This window comes from Paenibacillus sp. FSL R5-0766 (genome assembly GCF_037971845.1).
Taxonomy (GTDB): Bacteria; Bacillota; Bacilli; order Paenibacillales; family Paenibacillaceae; genus Paenibacillus.
In genome coordinates this window covers 2,982,397-3,000,107 of sequence record NZ_CP150227.1, presented here as the reverse complement: position 1 = coordinate 3,000,107, position 17,711 = coordinate 2,982,397, and the positions used below count along the sequence as shown (strand labels likewise).

The 17,711-nt window shown below is 45.5% G+C and carries 14 protein-coding genes; 2 read left to right on the top strand and 12 right to left on the bottom strand.

Annotation, left to right across the window (positions count from 1 at the left end; translation table 11 throughout):
• Positions 1–35: 35 nt before the first annotated feature.
• The 10 genes from MKY66_RS13180 to MKY66_RS13135 form a co-directional block, all read right to left on the bottom strand.
• A complete protein-coding gene (locus tag MKY66_RS13180) occupies positions 36–1,493 on the bottom strand; it encodes a HAMP domain-containing sensor histidine kinase (RefSeq protein ID WP_076214741.1) in 1,458 nt (485 codons plus the stop codon).
• Positions 1,471–2,178, bottom strand: coding sequence for a response regulator transcription factor (locus tag MKY66_RS13175; RefSeq protein WP_076214738.1), 708 nt, complete (start codon positions 2,176–2,178; stop codon positions 1,471–1,473). The genes MKY66_RS13180 and MKY66_RS13175 overlap by 23 nt, the downstream gene beginning before the upstream one ends.
• A 149-nt stretch (positions 2,179–2,327) precedes the next feature.
• Positions 2,328–4,286, bottom strand: coding sequence for an ABC transporter permease (locus tag MKY66_RS13170; RefSeq protein ID WP_076214736.1), 1,959 nt, complete (start codon positions 4,284–4,286; stop codon positions 2,328–2,330).
• A complete protein-coding gene (locus MKY66_RS13165; protein ID WP_076214733.1) occupies positions 4,261–5,031 on the bottom strand; it encodes an ABC transporter ATP-binding protein in 771 nt (256 codons plus the stop codon). The genes MKY66_RS13170 and MKY66_RS13165 overlap by 26 nt, the downstream gene beginning before the upstream one ends.
• Positions 5,032–5,348: 317 nt before the next feature.
• The gene (locus tag MKY66_RS13160; RefSeq protein ID WP_076214730.1) at positions 5,349–6,332 is read right to left on the bottom strand and encodes a sensor histidine kinase; all 984 of its coding nucleotides are present in this window, start codon (positions 6,330–6,332) and stop codon (positions 5,349–5,351) included.
• Entirely contained in the window at positions 6,329–7,033 is a 705-nt protein-coding gene (locus MKY66_RS13155; RefSeq protein ID WP_076214728.1) for a response regulator transcription factor, read from the bottom strand. Before MKY66_RS13155 ends, MKY66_RS13160 begins: the two co-directional genes overlap by 4 nt.
• Before the next feature lie 41 nt (positions 7,034–7,074).
• Positions 7,075–8,415, bottom strand: a complete 1,341-nt coding sequence (gene nagZ, locus MKY66_RS13150; RefSeq protein ID WP_256704307.1) for a beta-N-acetylhexosaminidase — start codon at positions 8,413–8,415, stop codon at positions 7,075–7,077.
• A gap of 398 nt (positions 8,416–8,813) precedes the next feature.
• Positions 8,814–9,917, bottom strand: a complete 1,104-nt coding sequence (locus MKY66_RS13145; RefSeq protein ID WP_083657290.1) for an NADH:flavin oxidoreductase — start codon at positions 9,915–9,917, stop codon at positions 8,814–8,816.
• Positions 9,918–10,150: 233 nt separating this feature from the next.
• Positions 10,151–11,464, bottom strand: a complete 1,314-nt coding sequence (locus MKY66_RS13140; RefSeq protein ID WP_076214723.1) for a hypothetical protein — start codon at positions 11,462–11,464, stop codon at positions 10,151–10,153.
• Between the two features lie 181 nt (positions 11,465–11,645).
• Positions 11,646–12,695 (bottom strand): 2,3-butanediol dehydrogenase, encoded by a 1,050-nt coding sequence (locus MKY66_RS13135; RefSeq protein WP_076214720.1) that lies wholly within the window; start codon positions 12,693–12,695, stop codon positions 11,646–11,648.
• A gap of 387 nt (positions 12,696–13,082) precedes the next feature.
• Between MKY66_RS13135 and MKY66_RS13130 the strand changes: the two genes are divergently transcribed.
• Positions 13,083–14,120, top strand: a complete 1,038-nt coding sequence (locus MKY66_RS13130; RefSeq protein ID WP_076214718.1) for a LacI family DNA-binding transcriptional regulator — start codon at positions 13,083–13,085, stop codon at positions 14,118–14,120.
• Positions 14,121–14,301: 181 nt separating this feature from the next.
• Here MKY66_RS13130 and MKY66_RS13125 read toward each other — a convergent pair whose 3' ends face one another.
• Both MKY66_RS13125 and MKY66_RS13120 read right to left on the bottom strand, forming a co-directional pair.
• On the bottom strand, positions 14,302–15,270 hold the full coding sequence (locus MKY66_RS13125) for a D-2-hydroxyacid dehydrogenase family protein (RefSeq protein ID WP_076214715.1): 969 nt from the start codon (positions 15,268–15,270) through the stop codon (positions 14,302–14,304).
• A 348-nt stretch (positions 15,271–15,618) separates the two neighbouring features.
• On the bottom strand, positions 15,619–16,200 hold the full coding sequence (locus MKY66_RS13120) for a TetR/AcrR family transcriptional regulator (RefSeq protein WP_076214713.1): 582 nt from the start codon (positions 16,198–16,200) through the stop codon (positions 15,619–15,621).
• Between the two features lie 286 nt (positions 16,201–16,486).
• Between MKY66_RS13120 and MKY66_RS13115 the strand changes: the two genes are divergently transcribed.
• The gene (locus tag MKY66_RS13115; RefSeq protein ID WP_076214710.1) at positions 16,487–17,710 is read left to right on the top strand and encodes an MFS transporter; all 1,224 of its coding nucleotides are present in this window, start codon (positions 16,487–16,489) and stop codon (positions 17,708–17,710) included.
• Position 17,711: the final 1 nt, after the last annotated feature.

Below are 17,711 nucleotides of genomic sequence, written 5' to 3'. Positions count from 1 at the left end.
AATATTTCCCTCCACATGGACATTTCTTCTCTTATTTAATTTGGAATTTCAATGGTAAACACGGTGGTCTCTCGCCCACGCCGGGAAAGGATCAGCCGTCCGCCCATTTTCTCCGTATTACGTCGTGCGATGGACAAACCAAGTCCGGTGCCTCCGGTCGCTGTCCGCGCCTCATCCCCTCGTACAAACGGGTCAAAGATCGTTGACCACAGTTCTTGTGGTATGCCCACTCCGTTATCTGCCACCTCTATCACCACATGGGTATGAAGCGGAATGAGTTCGACGCGCAGTTCGGTCCCGATTGGATTATAAGACAGAGCATTGGTAATCAGGTTCTGGATGACTCTGGATAACAGCTCCGGATCATACCTCGCGTAGATCACCTCATCAGGAACAAGTACATGAAGGACAAACTGTTTCTGTTCAATCTCCCCATAGGTATCTGCCATAATCTCGCGCACGAATTCTCCAATCTCTCTTCTCTGAATATGCATGCGAAAATCGGGCGAATCCACCTTAAGCAACTCCAACATATTCTGTATCATGCGTGCAACTTGAACGGACTTGTTATAGATGTATCCCAGATATCTTTGCTGCCTGTCCTTGTCCTCCCCACGTCCTTCCACCAATGCCTGCGCATATCCCTGTATGGATGTTATCGGTGTCTTCAGATCATGTGATAAATCTACAATCAGTCGCTGTTTGCTCTCTTCGGCGTAACGTTTCTCTGCAGAGGTGTTCTCAATGACATCCGCCATGTAGTTAAAGGTCTCACCAATCTGGACAAATTCCCTCTCGGCCGAGATCGACATCCGTGTACTATAATTCCCTTGTATCATCTGCGTAAGACCCGAGGAGAGGATACTAAGTGGTTTTTTGATTCTCCGTGCGACCCAATAGCTGTAGACAAAGATCAATAATAAAACCAAACCGATGCCAATCATAATGTAAAAGGATAATGGATGTTTCAGATTGGTAATCAACTGATTATCATTAATTCGCACGCTGACCAGATCACGCGGGATTTTGAGCAATACATACGCTGCCGCTCCTTCTGTCGAGAGAGGAGTGATCGAATAATAGTATTCCTGGTCACTCCGATTTTCCAGTCCATCATACAGATCGGCTTCACTGTATTGCGTGAACGCATCTTGCTTGTCTCCCACATGACGAATGATTTTGCGATTCGCATCCAATATTTCAATCCAGCCACCGCTATCCTTGAGACGTTGAATCTCTGTGTCTTGGCCTTTCGACACCGAACCTCCACCGGAGTAAAATTCGTTCTCCAGCTCTGCTACATACACGTGGGCTTCAACATTCAGATCCGGATCAACCACCTGATCCGAAATGCGAAAATCCACGACATCCAGTGAAACCATAAGGTACACAATCAATACCAGTAACAGCAAAAAGAAGTTGAACAGCAAGAAGTCCAGTGTCAGGGATGTCTGCAACAGTCGCTTTTCTCTAGCTTTCCATGGGCGCTTCAATTTTGTATCCCAGTCCCCTTATCGTTTTGAGATATTCCGGTTGTCTGGAGTCACGCTCGATCTTCTCCCGAATGTTGCTGATATGTACCATAATCGTGCTGTCCTCGTGCGCATAATAATCGTCCCAGACCGCTTCGTATATTTTTTTACGGGTGAACACTCGGCCAGGTTGATCAAGCAACAATTCCATAATTTTATACTCTGTAGAGGTTAATGTTACAGGACTTCCTGAACGAAAAAGGATACATTGGGATCGATCCAGCATCAGATCACCTAAAACCAGATTCTGTTCTTTCGCTGCGGGGATCTCCGCTGCATCAAAATGATTGACTCTTCTGAGCAACGCCTCTACCCTGGCGACAATCTCAAGCGGGTTGAATGGCTTTGCTATATAATCATCTGCCCCAAGTCCTAATCCAAGGATTTTATCGTGATCCTGACTTTTGGCGGATAGGAACAATACAGGCATGTGATGTGTAGCTCTGATCTGTTTGATCAACTGCAATCCATCCATTACAGGCATCATGATGTCCAGTATGACCAGATCGATCTGTGTTGAACGTATGGTTTGTAGCGCCTCGGCTCCATTCACCGCAGTTTTAATGGTATAGTCCTTCTCCAGATATAGTTGAAGCAGTTCAACAATCTCTGGTTCGTCATCTGCAATTAATACGGTGTATCTCATGTTATTCCTCTCATTTCCTATACTCTATGCCTATCTCTACATTATTACTATATACTACGTCTCTTAATTCAACCTAAATCATTTCTAAAGATAATCTAAATAAATAGAAATAGAGCCCTGGCTCTCAGGCCAAGGCATTAAGAAAGGTTCTAAACTAATTTGGAATACATGTGACGTAGATACCGCCAGCGCACAAGTGCAAAATACAGAATCTGCATGGAAGCAAACACCAAGAAAATGCGCAGGCTGTATCCGAAGACCGAGAAGTCAACCAGTTGCTGTAACGCTACAAAGGCAACCGAACTGTGGATGACCGCCACCAGAATTGGCAGGAAAAACATAAGCAATAGCTGCCTTGTTACGATCTTACGGAGTTCGGGACGACTCAGTCCCATTTTGCCAATCATGCGATACTGCGCTTCATCCCGTTCTAGATCTGCGTAAAGTCTGAAATACGTGAAACTTGCTGCAAAGGTGAAGAAAACAATGCCAATCAGGCCGCTCAAAATTAGAATGATGCCATTGGTCTGCTTGGAATTAAGCCAATCCACCACAAGCGCGCTGACCTCGTAATAACCTCTGTCGGAATGATCATCTTGAATGGATTTGATCAATTCAGGAGCAAAGCTGCGTGTACCCATCCAATCTTTCACGATAAATTGTATCGTTCGACTCGAATAGAAACCTTCAGGCATGCCAACTTCCTCGTTATACGCCGGGCTCAACTTCTCAAACAATTCGTTGGTTACAACGTAGAGATTAATTTCATTTTGAAAAGGAATCACAATATCGGTACCAGGTGTCACTAGCCGAATCTGTTCCGACCGATTATCAATCTCCAGATCGACCTCCGTCCCTGAGAATCCTTGTTCAGCCTGATCACGGTACTTCTTACGAACCGCCAAATTGCTAGGTGTCATAAATGACTCATCGACCTGTTTCAACGTACGTTCTTCGTACCCAAGTGCCTTCGCCAGACGGTTATAATCACTCAGTTTGATAATCCTTCCATTATTATTTTCAGGTATATGAGCATAACTGCCCTTCACGTAGGGAACTTGATGATCAATCAACGTTTCTTCAATCTTCCGAATATGTCGCTCGGAGTTGGGAGTATCCCAGTTATTCATATAACTGAATGCGTACGGATTCGACATGGACGACAACCCCGGGTCAGCAATAGCAAGCATGGTGCCAATTCCCGTAAATGAAGAAGCTGAAATGATACTTACCATGAAAAACATGATGGCGTTATCTTTCATTCGATAGGTAAGTTCAGATAAAAAGAGCAGATTAGTTTTACGGAAAAACAACCTTGGATTTCTTTTCAGTGCCCGAATGATATATACACTGAGCTGTGTGAACAAAAAGTACGTACCTGCAATAACAACAACGACACTTGCGAGTAATAACGGAAAGGAGAAGCTTATCCATACAAAAGTAAATACTCCTGCATAACCCCCGCCAATTAACAATACCGATAACAAGGCGAGCAGACGTGATGCTTTGGGTTCCGGTTTCGGTTTCTCCTCTGATTTCACAAGGTCTATGAGAGTTCCTTTACGAATGAGCAAGGATGATGACATCGCGATCACAACAAACAGCAGCAGAAATGCACCAGCCGTCAGGGCAATGCCTTTCAGTGGAAAATAGAATCGAAGGCTGTTCTCAACAGCCAGCATGGAGCCACAGATCAGCAGAATCAATTTGCCGAAAATAATTCCGAGTCCGATACCGGTAATAATGGAAGCTAATCCGATACACATGTTCTCCATAAACAGAAGCCTGTTCATCTGTTTACGTGTCATACCAATGATCAGGAAAATACCAAATTCCTTCTTGCGTGTCTTCAGGAATGAACCAACGGAATAGAGCAGGAACAGGAATGAAAAAATGAATATAATGATCTCTGCAATCATAAACCCCTGATTCGCAAGCAACGTAACCGTACCACTTGATCCCTTTAACCCCGCTTTCAAATCAGGATGGAACAGGAGCAATGCGTAAGTAAAAAAGATCATAACGGAAAATGTACTGCTCAGAAAATGAGCCAGATAAATTCGTTTGTTGCGAACAACGTTATTAATGGCGAACTGGCGAAAATTCATGTCCTGACCCTCCCATTAGGGATAATACATTAATAATCTTCTGGTAAAAAGCTGCACGATTATCGCCGTAGTGAATTTCATTGTACAGTTTGCCATCCTTGATAAAGACAACCCGACTGCAATAACTTGCGGCTACTGCATCATGGGTGACCAATAGCATCGTAGCCTGATCCTCCTGATTGCGGGTTTCGAGAATCTCCATCACATCTCTTGCCGCCTTCGAATCCAGGTTGCCTGTTGGCTCATCAGCCAGAATCAGCTTCGGGGAATGGATAAGCGCTCTGGCAATGGCCGTACGCTGTGCCTGTCCTCCTGATATCTCATATGTCCGTTTGTTCAGAATACTTTCGATCCCGAGCTTGCTTGCCAGTTGTTCCACACGTGTGTTCATCTCTGCTAGCGAAACACCGTCAAGAGTCAGTGGCAGCACAATGTTTTCCTTGACTGTCAGTGTATTTAACAGATTGAACGATTGAAAAACGAAACCAAGCTCTTTGCGCCGGAACAGCGCGAGTTCATCCTGATCCAATTCAAACGGATTCTTCCCTGCAATTCGCAGTTCTCCTGATGTTGGATGATCAATGGTTGAGATCATGTTCAGCAGCGTTGTTTTTCCACTACCCGATGGTCCCATGATGCCAACAAACTCACCTTCCTGAATACTGAGGTCAATACCTGATAACGCTTCATAAGATACGATGCCTTTGTAGATTTTACTGATCTGTTTCACAGAACAAATCTCCATGGTTACAACTCCTTAGTGATGTATGAATTCAAAATCAAGTTACATTCATGCTGTGTGCATGCGTATTGTGCGTAGCCTTTCCTGTGATCTTCTGACTACAGTCTATCGAAGTTTCGGCCATTCTCCTATGGTTTAACCTTTCATCAACATGACAATGTTGTAAGGTTACATCATGGTAACCAAAAAAGACGTCTCTGCCCCGACCAGGCAATAGACGTCTACACTTACACTTACACTTACACTGTAATTCATACTCCACTGACACTTCTTCAACAAAAATACACAGCTCACGTCCAATCTTATCTTCAACCTGCCTCTCAGGAGTTGAATGTAATTCGGACGATCGTTCCTTCACCGTACACGGATTCAAGATCAATCCGATGATTCATCCGTGTTAACACTTCTTTGGCAATATACAGCCCCATGCCTGTGGACTCTTTGAAATGTCGCCCGTTCTCCCCGGTGAAGAAAGGTTGGAATACCCGGTTAAGATCAGACTTCGGAATCCCGATGCCTTGATCCTGTACTTCCAGCATGATGGAGCGTTCCGCTTCATACGCACGCACATAGATCTTTTGCCCGCTGCCCGCGGAGTATTTGATTGCGTTCGACAGTAACTGTACCAATACAAAACGAATCCACTTGGTATCGGATTGCACAACCAGCGCAGAATCGATATGCATCTCTGGATAGACGTGATTGCGAATAAAGAATCGCTTGAGTTCATGGATCGCTTCTTCCCCAGCGGTCTTCAGTATCACAGGTTCCACACTGAAATCCTGCTCGAAGGTATCCAACCGCGCTACATACAGCACAGTCTCCAAACCTCGCCTCATCTGGTCCGCTTCCTCCCGAATGCTTATGAACCGAGGATCGTCATCCTCCTGATCTTCCACGGTCAACTCAATGACGGATAACGGTGTCTTCATCTGATGGACCCACTGGTTCATGAATGTCAGATATTCTTGCTGCCGTTGTTCCAGCCGATGGAGATGAGCATGGTACTGTCCGTATTGTGAATCCAGCAGCTTTTCCAGCGCCAGTGATAAAGGACTTGTTTCGTTCAATGGTACAAATTCCTTCAGCGAATCCATTGATCGTGACATCCGGGTATAAAAGGAGCGATGTGAATAATAACGATACACCAAATATCCGATGTATAAAAATAATCCCAACGCTACGGCATAACCAGCCGTGATCCAATCGTTATAGCCGTCATACCAGAACACTGCAACAACGGTGAACAAGATAGCAACAACCCAGCACGTTAAAGCGAGATGTTCTCGTATAAACAATCTCATGATGGTGAAGAGGCCTTCCAGGTATTGTTCAATCGGTAACCAGAACCTCTGACCGTTTCCAGTGCATCCGTAATACCAAGCTCAGCTAATCGTTTACGCACCCGAGTAACGTTAACGCTGAGAGTATTGTCATCCACAAAAGAGTCATCCCACAGCTTCTCCAAGATAGTCTCTCTGCTCACCAGCTTGGGACTGCGGCGCAGTAACGTTTCCAGCAGAATCGTTTCCTTCTTTGTCAGCTGCACTTTGCGATCACCAAGCTGAATCTCCAGTCTTTCCAAGTACACGACCAAGCCGTCCAGTTCCACCTTGCGCTCTTCATCACGTGTAGCATAGTCCCCATATACCCGGCGTAGCTGACTTCGAATTTTCGCTATAACAATCTCATGCTCAAATGGCTTCGTGATATAATCATCTGCCCCGTTCTCCAGTGCCATGACCTGATCCATTTTTCCGCTCCGCGCGGAGATAAACAAAATGGGGCATGTGGACAGCGTACGAATCTGGCGGCACCAATAGAAACCATCGTAACTGGGCAAGTTGATATCCAGAAGTACCACATGTGGCTGTACCTGCTCAAACTGTTGTACAATCATCTCAAAATCCTCGACCAGAACGGCACGGTCCCCGTAGCGTTCAATATGAGATTTCAATAACCCCGCAATCTTGGGATCGTCCTCTATTATCATAATGGTATACATTATTGGATCTCACCTCTGGCAAAATCATAACACAGGATTTATTATCTAGCATCGATTTGCTTACGCCAATCCACAATATCTGCATTCAATTGCTTCAGGTCTCCGGAAGCTTTCTGATCATCCGATAACTTGTATTGTTGCTTCAATGCCAGGATACGATATACACTTTCATCAATTCGGGACTCGGTGATCTTGCCTGACTTAACTGCACTTATTAGCGTATCAAAAATTGTCTTGGCACTCTCATAACTGTGAGCTACCAACAGAATGTCACTTCCTGCTTTAACAGTTGCCAGGGCTGCCTGGTCCAACTTGAAGTTCTTCGCGATTGCACCCATACTCAGGTCATCTGTGATGACCACACCATCATACTTGAACTTCCCACGCAAATGTTCACCAATTATGACATCGGATAAGGATGCCGGATGATCCGGGTCCAGCTTCGGGAACAAAATGTGTGCAACCATGACCGCCTCTACCTGCTCCTTCACTGCGGCCTGGAATGGAATCCATTCAAGCTCGGCCAGTTGTTTTTCCGTTTTGTTCACAACAGGCAGATCGAGATGGGAGTCCACGGACGTATCACCATGACCCGGAAAATGTTTCACTACCGGAATAATGCCTTCATTACGTAATCCCTTCATCTCTGCAATCCCCATACGTGACACCAGTTCTGCCGAGCTGCCGAATGAACGATCTCCAATCACCGGGTTCTTCGGGTTACTGTTCACATCCAGCACAGGAGCAAAGTCCACATTAAAACCCGCAAGCTGAACTTGTCTGGCCAGCAATTCGCCCATCGTTTCAGCAAGCGCGCTGTCTTTCGTCTCGCCTACTTTTCTACTGGAAGGAATGGATTCCACCGTCTCCGGCATACGACTGACTTTGCCGCCCTCCTGATCTACACTCATGAAGATCGGTATCGGGTTGGACTGATTCGCTTCCTTGATGGATTGCACAAACTTGGCTGTTCCCTCAAGTGTCGAAACATTGTTGGCATAGAAAATAATGCCCCCTACCTTTTGATTCGTAATCATCTGTTTGGCTTGATCATCCAACGTTGTCCCTTGAACACCGGCCAGTATCATCTGTCCAATCTTCTCTTCTAACGTTAATGAATTGAGCTGCTCCTGCACCGGATCGACTTCTTCTTGCGGTTCCTCTGGTACTTCTTCCTGCGGTGGAGCGGTATTCTGCTCCGGCGATGAGGAAGATTGCCCTGAGTTGGAGCTAGCGTTCGATCCGGTATTCGAGTCCGTTGCGGAGGAAGGTTTCTGTGCTTGGCCACATGCCGATAAAAGCAGAACGATCCCCAGCAGAAGACACATCATATGCAGTGGTTTTCTCCATTTATTGTTCGAGGTGTACCTATAGTTGTACAAGGATATTCATCCTCCTTATGTAATGTCATCTTGGTAATCTAAAGGTTCAGGCCTAACCTTATCACAAGGTGAATGATTTTCAAAATGAGCGCTTCTGAAGATCGAATCGTTGTTCAGACACTTAAGTGGTAAAAAAAGTGGTTGCACTGGAACCTGAGATGTGGAACTTAATGGTGTTGTGACTAGGCGCGTGTGCGAGGTATGTGGAGAGTAAAAAGGAGTAACGGTGCAGGAAATGATTTTCTATTATGAATTTTTCATATGTTGAAATTATTAGTATAGGTAGATCAAAAAGCCGCCCAAAGGCGGCCTATTTGTTGGTTTTTGTTTTACTTTTCGTTGTAAATCGTTGCCGTTCAGTGTTAGTTCACCTTTCACCAAACGTTCTTAGGCTTCTATTAATGGAGTGTTTGCAACACTTCCGTTGTAAATGGAATGATTTCGGATATGCGACCTTCACGAACTTTGGCAGGCCATTCGGGATCACTAAGCAGAACACGACCCAAGGCGATCAGGTCAAATTCATTGTTCTCCAGCTTCTCATTTAATAGATCCAGATGGGCATCCCCTGTTCCCTGGTTCTCGGTTGCTCTATCTACAAATTCAGCTTCAAGACCTACCGATCCAACGGAAATAGCTGGTTTACCCGTTATTTTTTGCGTCCAACCCGCGAGATTCAGCTCAGATCCTTCGAATTCCGGTAACCAGAACCGGCGTGTAGAGCAATGGAATATATCCACGCCAGCAGCACTGAGTGGGGCCAGGAATTGCTCCAATTGTTCTGGCGTCTCCACCAGACGTGCCTCATAATTCCCCATCTTCCATTGGGAGAACCGGAGCACAATTGGGAAATCAGGACCAACCGCCGCACGACAAGCTTTAATCACTTCAACCGCAAATTGAGTTCGCCGTACCAAATCACCACCATAATTGTCGGCCCGTCGATTCGTCTGCTCCCAGAAGAATTGGTCAATCAGGTATCCATGGGCGCCATGCAGTTCAATGCCGTCAAACCCGATTCGCTGTGCATCCGCTGCCGCTTGGGCAAATGCCTGTACAAGCCCTTGAATCTCCTCTTCCGTTAATGGTTCACGTGATGGTTCACCCGCCATGCTAACCCCTGACGGACTTACAGGCTCAGCTTCTGCGTTAGGCAAGTCACCGGAACGACGTGCTGTACCCACATGCCACAATTGTGGCATGATTTTGCCACCCGCTTCATGTACTGCTTTCACTACATTAGCCCATCCTTGCAACGAATCTTCACCATGGAATAATGGAATACTCACTCCACTAACCGAAGATGGATGATTAATGCCTGTACCTTCTGTTATGATGAGCCCCACTCCACCTGCTGCTCTGCGACGATAGTATTCAGCAACTTCCGGTCCAGGTACGCCCTCTGGTGAGAATCCGCGAGTCATGGGTGCCATAACGATTCGATTAGACAATGTTAGCTTGTCCGAGGTGAAAGGTTTGAATAATGCTGAAGGTACGTTCATAGTACATTGCTCCTTTGCAATTGGAAGTGTGGAACTCCGCATCCACATGAAATGCGACATGCTTTTGTATATTGTAACACGTGTAATCCAGTTGACTGGTTTAGGATTATTTCTCTATCCATTTTATAGTTTCTTAATTTTATTTTCAAATTTTTGAAGTTGGGCGTTCAAACTTACCGGTCACCAATAATGTGGATGTAGCATAGTATATAATCCATAATCTTCCTTCGAATTTAATTAGCATTCACGGGGATATCACTGCGGTTCACTCGAAGCAATTTCCCTGATGAAGTCGATAACACATCCGGATCGGTACCCAGACCAAAGTAAAAGTCACCCTCGTTCTCTTCGAAAGACTTGGCATAGGTGTCCTGGTTAAAACGTAAAATCTCATTCCATGTGGTCAGATCCGTGGATTGGTAGACCCGATTGATATACAGATTGGCACTTTGGCGAGTGTACGTAAGCACATACACCTTGCCATCACGCAACAGCACATCGGTTGGGAGCGCCTTGGCATCCGGGAGATTAACTCGCCTTGCCTGATTAATGTCGGTCATGACATTCAAAGATTTGGGCAGCAGCTGCCCATCATTAAACACACCACCTGCTATATAGAGCAACTTGTTATTGAAGTTAACATTTTTGCCTATTTTATTATAAGGAATCGTGCCCGTTTGATAGGTTAGTCCTGGCAGCATTTTGCTACCATAGATGACAACATCGCGTTTCTCAAGCTTTTCGTTTATTTCCAGAATATTAGTTTTGTCATTCCATATTTTATTGGCAGGATACATCATGCCAGATGCATATAATTTGCCATTAAGATGGAACATGGTGTAGGCCCGGAAACCAAACGTATTGATCGTCGCATATTTCTGCCAAGTTTCACCTCCATTATGAGAGATTAATATGGTTGGTTTGGACTCCGTACCCAGCGCGGCAAACATCTTGCCCTGATAAGATGCCAAATCGTATACGTGTACACCCAGCGGCAGATTGCGATATTTGGTCCACACCTCTCCATCCAAACGATAAAAATTGCCGAGTTCCCATTTCTCACTATCCGAATCATTGCCAGGAATATATAACTTGTCGTTTAGTACTCTGTAGATATCAATCTGTTCCTCATCCACATACATCTTCGTTGACGGCAAGATGCCCGGGTTGCTGTTAGTCACCGACTGGGTCTTGAATTTCGCATTTGCTGTATCATAATAAATGACTGGAATAGGGCCTGAATTCGGCGCTACACCCAGATTACTACTGTTCCCGTGGCCCAAATAAATCTTGCCGTTGTACAGTTGCATGTCCCAGACGTTATTGGCATATGGTGTTTTGGTAAAAGGTCTGCCTAACAGTTCGATCTTCGATGTTACATCAGCTGAATTGATCCGTGCATTCGACACCTTGGCAAGCCCACGTTCCGTCGCAGGGGGTTGACTCGTTGAGGTGGCGTTTTTCGGCTTGGAGTTCCCCATAAGCATCCAGCTCATTCCTGCGACAATGGTCAAAATTACGGCTGTCCATTTGGTATGTCTCTGCATGTCCGCTTCCTCCTTCATTTTTTCATCATCATTACCTTCACACCAAAATGATACAATTTGTATCTTTTTATACTATGTAAAACTACCTGTACATGCAACAAATTCCGCCCTATTTATACAAAAAAAGTAGACAATCACATCTGTTGATGTGCTGTCTACTTTTTGTTACTATCTGTGATTTCTATTCAGCTTTTACCAATATCTTAACCTGATTTTTCTCTTTCAACAGTGCTTCAAATCCCTGCTCTACCACTTCATCCAACGAAATTCGTTTGGTCACCAGCTTGTCAGCCGGGAAGAAACCTTTATCCATCAGACTGATCACCGCCGGGAACACATCGCGATAACCAATAATGCCATTAACTGTACGTTCTTTCATGACAATTGAGTTCGGGTAAATCGGTGCTTCCTGTTCAAAAATACTGACGATCATCAACTCTCCACCAATACGTGTCGAATCGATGGCTTGTTGCAGAACACGTGGAACACCGGTTACTTCATAGGCTACGTTAACGCCGCCTTGTGTACGTTGATGGATCTCTTCCACGACATTAAACTGCATTGGATCAATCACAATGGCACCGAGCTCTTCGGCTTTTGCTTTCCGTTCATCTGATAACTCCACTACATAAATATCCGACGCTCCCGAAGCTTTAAGCGCTTCGATGACCAGTAGTCCAATCGGGCCTGCACCAAACACGGCTGCCGTATCTCCCACTTTCAGTTTACTTTGACGCACAGCGTGGAGTGCTACAGCTGAAGGTTCAACCAACGCACCTTGCTCATACGAGATTGAATCCGGAATGGCATGTACCATGTTTTCTGCAGCAGTTACATACTCGGAGAATCCTCCTCCGCCTCCAGCGAGTCCGAGGAAACCCATCTGATCGCACAGATTGTATCTGCCCTGTTTACAAGCTTCGCAGTGTCCACATGCATAGATGGGTTCTACCACAACACGATCGCCCGCCTTGAAACGCGTAACACCTTCCCCTACTTCAACCACCTGTCCTGAGAATTCATGCCCCATAACTATAGGCGCTTGTTCCCCTGTTAGCGGATGCGGTGCTTGAGCGGGAATGAAGATTGGACCTGCTGTGTACTCGTGCAAATCACTGCCGCAGATACCGCACCATTCCACTTTTATTTTGACCTTTCCTTCTTCAGGCTGAGGTTCATTAATATTTTCGAGACGTAAATCTTTGACTCCATGCCAACGTAATGCTTTCATTCATTTCATCTCCCAGATCATAATTTGTGATATAATCGGAAACGTTTCCGTAAATTAAATATGTCACATTTTAGATACGCTGTCAAACATATTTCTCCACTAATATGTCTATTTCGTGATCATATCGAGTTCACTTTAAGAATGCTTATACTATAATTCAAGTGATTTTAGCAGTATTACAAACGATGTAATCCTTGTCATTAACATATATTATGGAAAATATTATTGTAGTCCTATTGAAATTTAATCAGGCCTCGCTATAAATCTGGTCCTTTCATGGGATACTTCATTGTTCAAATGTTATAATCAAGTTATATACCTATCGTGAAGTTCTTACATATTCCTAATAATTCGGAATCGTTTCCGATAAAGTGAGGTAACTGTACATTGAAGAAAGAACAGAAACTTACGATCAAGGACGTTGCAGAGCGTGCCGGCGTGGGCATCGCTACCGTATCCCGGGCCATCAACAATTCAGAAGGCATCAGCAGTAAAACACGGGATAAAGTGATGCAGGCCATTGAAGAACTGGGGTTTGTACCCAACACCTCGGCACAGAGTCTGAAAATCCGGCAAACGCACCAGATCGCTCTTGTTGTACCCGACATACGAAACGCCATCATTCCGGAAATCTCCTGGTCTGTAGAGCAAACGGCGAAGCAGCATGGGTACCATGTCGTGCAGATCAATACGGCAGGCAATGCCAGAACGGAGCTTGAAACCATTCGTAATGTCAAAAAATTGCATGTGGACGGACTGATCTTCATGCCTCTGGCGTACCCCAAAACGTTACCCGGACTGATTGATAAAGCGCCGCTCCCTATCTCCATGATTAATTACGGCAAAAAACTGGAACCGGGCATAAAGGCAGATATCGTCTCTCTTTCTCAACCCGAAGGCAAACTGGTGATGGAGCATCTGTTCAAAATCGGCCGGACTCGAATCGCATACGCCGGTGCACCGAAGGACATTATTGAAGAACGCTTTCGTGCGTATGAGCAAGCTGTAGGCCATGTGGACATTTCTCTCGTCTACTTTGGTGAGGACTTTTCATTGAATACAGGTGCCAATGCTGCAGATTATTTCTATGGACTTACGCATATGCCAGATGCCGTCTATGCCATTAATGATATGGTTGCCATCGGATTGGTTAATCGGTTCAAGGAGTTAGGGGTTCGTGTACCTGAAGATGTGGCTGTTGTGGGTGTCGATAACAATCAATGGACAACCGTCACGTCTCCGCAGATTAGTTCCGTGTCCATTATGGGCGAAGAAGTCGCCAGACTTGCTACCGAGCTGTTGTTAAAACGAATTCGGGAGATGAGCACGACCGATTACGAACACATCCAATTTGAACCGCGCTTAATCGTTCGTGAATCAAGCGTTGCCATGATTCATTCTTCCCAGCGAGGGCCACACCGTTAAATTTGGTGAGGGGATGGGTCATTAGGATAGAATATATTTTACGGCTATCCCTTCATTTGTTCTGTTACACAGATATACTAAAAAGGTGTTGCTCAGGTCTAACTTTTTCCTGGCATCACCTTATTTATCGTTGATTCTGTATAACTATAGCAGAGTCATACTCCGTCCGCATACGTTCATTCTAAGAAAGCAGTTGCCTGATCGGCGTTCCCTTCAGGAACATCGCTATATTCTCTACGGTATGATTATAATAGATCTCATAATTGCCACGAGTCACATAACCCAGATGCGGTGTGGCCAGGACGTTGGGCAATGTTCGCATCACATGGTTAACGGGTAGCGGTTCCTGCTCATATACATCCAGACCTGCACCAGCAATCACACCACTCTGCAATGCCTCCACCATGGCTTCCTGATCAACAATGCCCGCTCGCGACGTATTGATGAGTAGCGCACTCGATTTCATTAGTTGAAAATCGGCTTGTCCGATCAGATTCCGCGTACGATCACTTAATACCAGATGTATGGATACGATGTCGCTCTCTGCAAGCAATTGCTCCTTGGTCTCGGCCCAGATCACACCATGTTTTTCGGCTTTCTCTTGTGTTAGATTCTCGCTCCAGGCCATCACATTCATGCCAAATGCTTGTGCGATCTCAGCCATGCGAGTACCTATCTTGCCCAAACCAAGCAATCCCAGTGTTCTCCCATGCAGATCCAACCCGACTGTGCTCTGCCAGTTACGATTGGAGCGAAGTGCATTATTTTCCGTAACCAGTTGTCTGGACAGCCCCAGAATCAGTGCCCATGTAAGCTCCGTCGGCGGATTAGAGCTGCCCTCGGTTCCACACACAATAATCCCGTTCTTCTCTGCAGCCTTGAGATCTATCGACGCGTTGCGCATACCACTTGTAATCAGAAGTTTTAGCTTAGGGAGTTGCGAAATGACCTTCTCCGGGAACGGTGTACGTTCCCGCATCAGAACCACAATATCAAAATCCTGCAATTCTTGAATGACTTTTTCTTCCGAGCCCATATAGTTGTTGAATGTCTGAATCTCCACCTGATCCATCAACGGACTCCAATCCGCCGACGTCAGCGCAACGTTCTGATAGTCATCCAAAACGGCACAGCGCAACTTTGTATTCATTCCTGATCTCCTCCTATATCTGCTCACTTCTTAAATATATAAATTAAACTAAAGAATATTTACACTAGTCACTCCAATGACAGAACAACCTTCTGATCGCTGTTATCCCCAGATTTTCTACGATTCCTTTTTATAAAGGAAAAATCCGGGGATAAAGGCGAACGCTCCGCTTCCTCAGCTTATTTCTGTCCTCTCCGTTTTGTGTAAATGTTAAGTTCAATTTATATATATTGTAGCAACTATGGTTTGATCTGCCCAATGCCATCAGACACATAAGAGCAGGGAAACAACTTACATAATCCTTGTAAAATAAGGTATTCCGCATCACTTTCAAAAGTATCATTCCGATTACTGTAACAAAGACAACGTAACCTGGATGCTCTGTTCTACAAATAAGCGGTCCGGTCCTGATTTCATCAGAACAGTCAATCCAATCATGGATACCACCAAAGACTGTGCGACCGCACTCGCGTTCATGTCAGTGGACAACTCCCCGCTCTGTTGCCCTCGTTCTATCGTTTCTTTGAAAAGAACACCCAGGTACATCTGATGCTCCCGTGTAAGGACAGCGAATTTGGGATCATGTGGAGCTAGCTCAACCATCGTATTAATGCAAAAACAGCCGTGACTAGGTTCGGTCACACTCCCCTCTGCTCCAATATGTTCAAACAATCCACGAAAGGCTTCCCGCACGGAGGAGCTCTGTTGAAGTCTGGCTCTGACTTGAGCCGCATGCTGAGTGGTATACCTGCGAAGTGCTGTTTCGAATAATTCCTTTTTATCGCCAAAAGCCGCATACAGACTGGGACGTTGTATGCCCATTGCGGTCGTCAAGTCATTTAAAGATGACGCTTCAAACCCTTTGTCCCAAAACGTGTGCATCGCTGCATCGAGTGCTTTATCCGTATCAAATTCCCGTTGTCTAACCATACAATTCACCTCTTTATGTATCGATCAGTATATTTATATATTTTAACCTCACTCTTATTACAAAGTCAAAACCTAATAACAGGAAAGGAGTTTTTAGCTATAAATGAATCGAAAAATCTGGAGTAGAAGCGATCACATGGTTATTTTGTCGTCATATTCTCTGGGTAAATAATCTTTAGTTTAACCCTCAACTAAATCTCTGTTGACAGAATTCACGCAAATAAAGTATGGTTATTCCGAAACATAACATACCGATCAGTACATAATAGAAAGGTGATAAATACTCATGCAAACTTCTTCTTCTTCAGATGCACAATTATCCAATAAGGATCGTCCAGCCATGTCACGGTTAGTTGCTCTACTCTTTGCCGTGTGCAGCGGACTTGCGGTCGCCAATATCTATTATGCTCAGCCTTTGCTGGACTCCATCGCTCAAGAATTCAGCCTCTCTCCATCATCCATAGGGATTGTCATCACAGTGACTCAAATATGTTATGCCTTGGGGCTGTTCCTTCTCGTTCCCCTTGGTGACCTCTTAAATCGTCGCAAGCTGATCATCATTCAAATGCTCTTATCCGTGCTTGCACTGGTTCTCGTAGGAACCGCACAATCCAGCTCACTTTTATTCACGGGCATGGCTGTCGTAGGTCTACTCGCGGTCATTACGCAAACGCTCGTTGCCTTTGCTGCACACTTGGCAGCCCCTTCCGAACGTGGTCGCATTGTCGGGTTGGTAACCAGCGGAATCGTCATTGGCATTTTACTTGCACGAACGGTTGCAGGTACGCTGAACGATTGGCTCGGGTGGAGATCGGTGTATCTCTTCTCCGCCAGCCTTACATTACTCGGAATTGTTGCCTTATTTTTTGTTCTCCCAAGGCAACAATCACCACAAGTAAAACAAAGCTATACCCAATTACTCGGTTCCGTCTTGCAACTGTACCGTGAGTTGCGTGTGTTACGAGTACGAGGTGTGCTGGCCATGCTGATTTTTACAGCCTTCAGCATCTTATGGACTTCCATGGTACTGCCACTAAGTAGCCCCCCACTGTCCCTGTCTCATACAGTCATAGGTGCATTCGGTCTCGCAGGAGCGGCGGGAGCATTGGCTGCTGCCCGTGCAGGTAAACTTGCCGACCGGGGCCTTGGGCAGAAAACAACCGGTGTCGCCCTTGTCATTCTGCTCTTGTCCTGGCTGCCCATCGGTTATGTCCATCATTCTCTCTGGTTTCTGATCCTGGGTGTTATCCTGCTCGATCTCGCCGTGCAGGCCGTACATGTTACCAACCAGAGCCTGATCTACGAAGTTCGTCCCGAAGCGCAGAGCCGCCTGACGGCAGCTTATATGATCTTTTATTCCATCGGCAGTGCAACCGGCTCCATCGTTTCTACCCAAGTGTATGCATGGGCGGGCTGGACAGCCGTATGCTGGTTAGGTGCTGGCGTTAGTGCAGCAGCCCTTGTGTTTTGGATAATCGATCGTTATATGCATCGGAATCTCGATCGTTGAA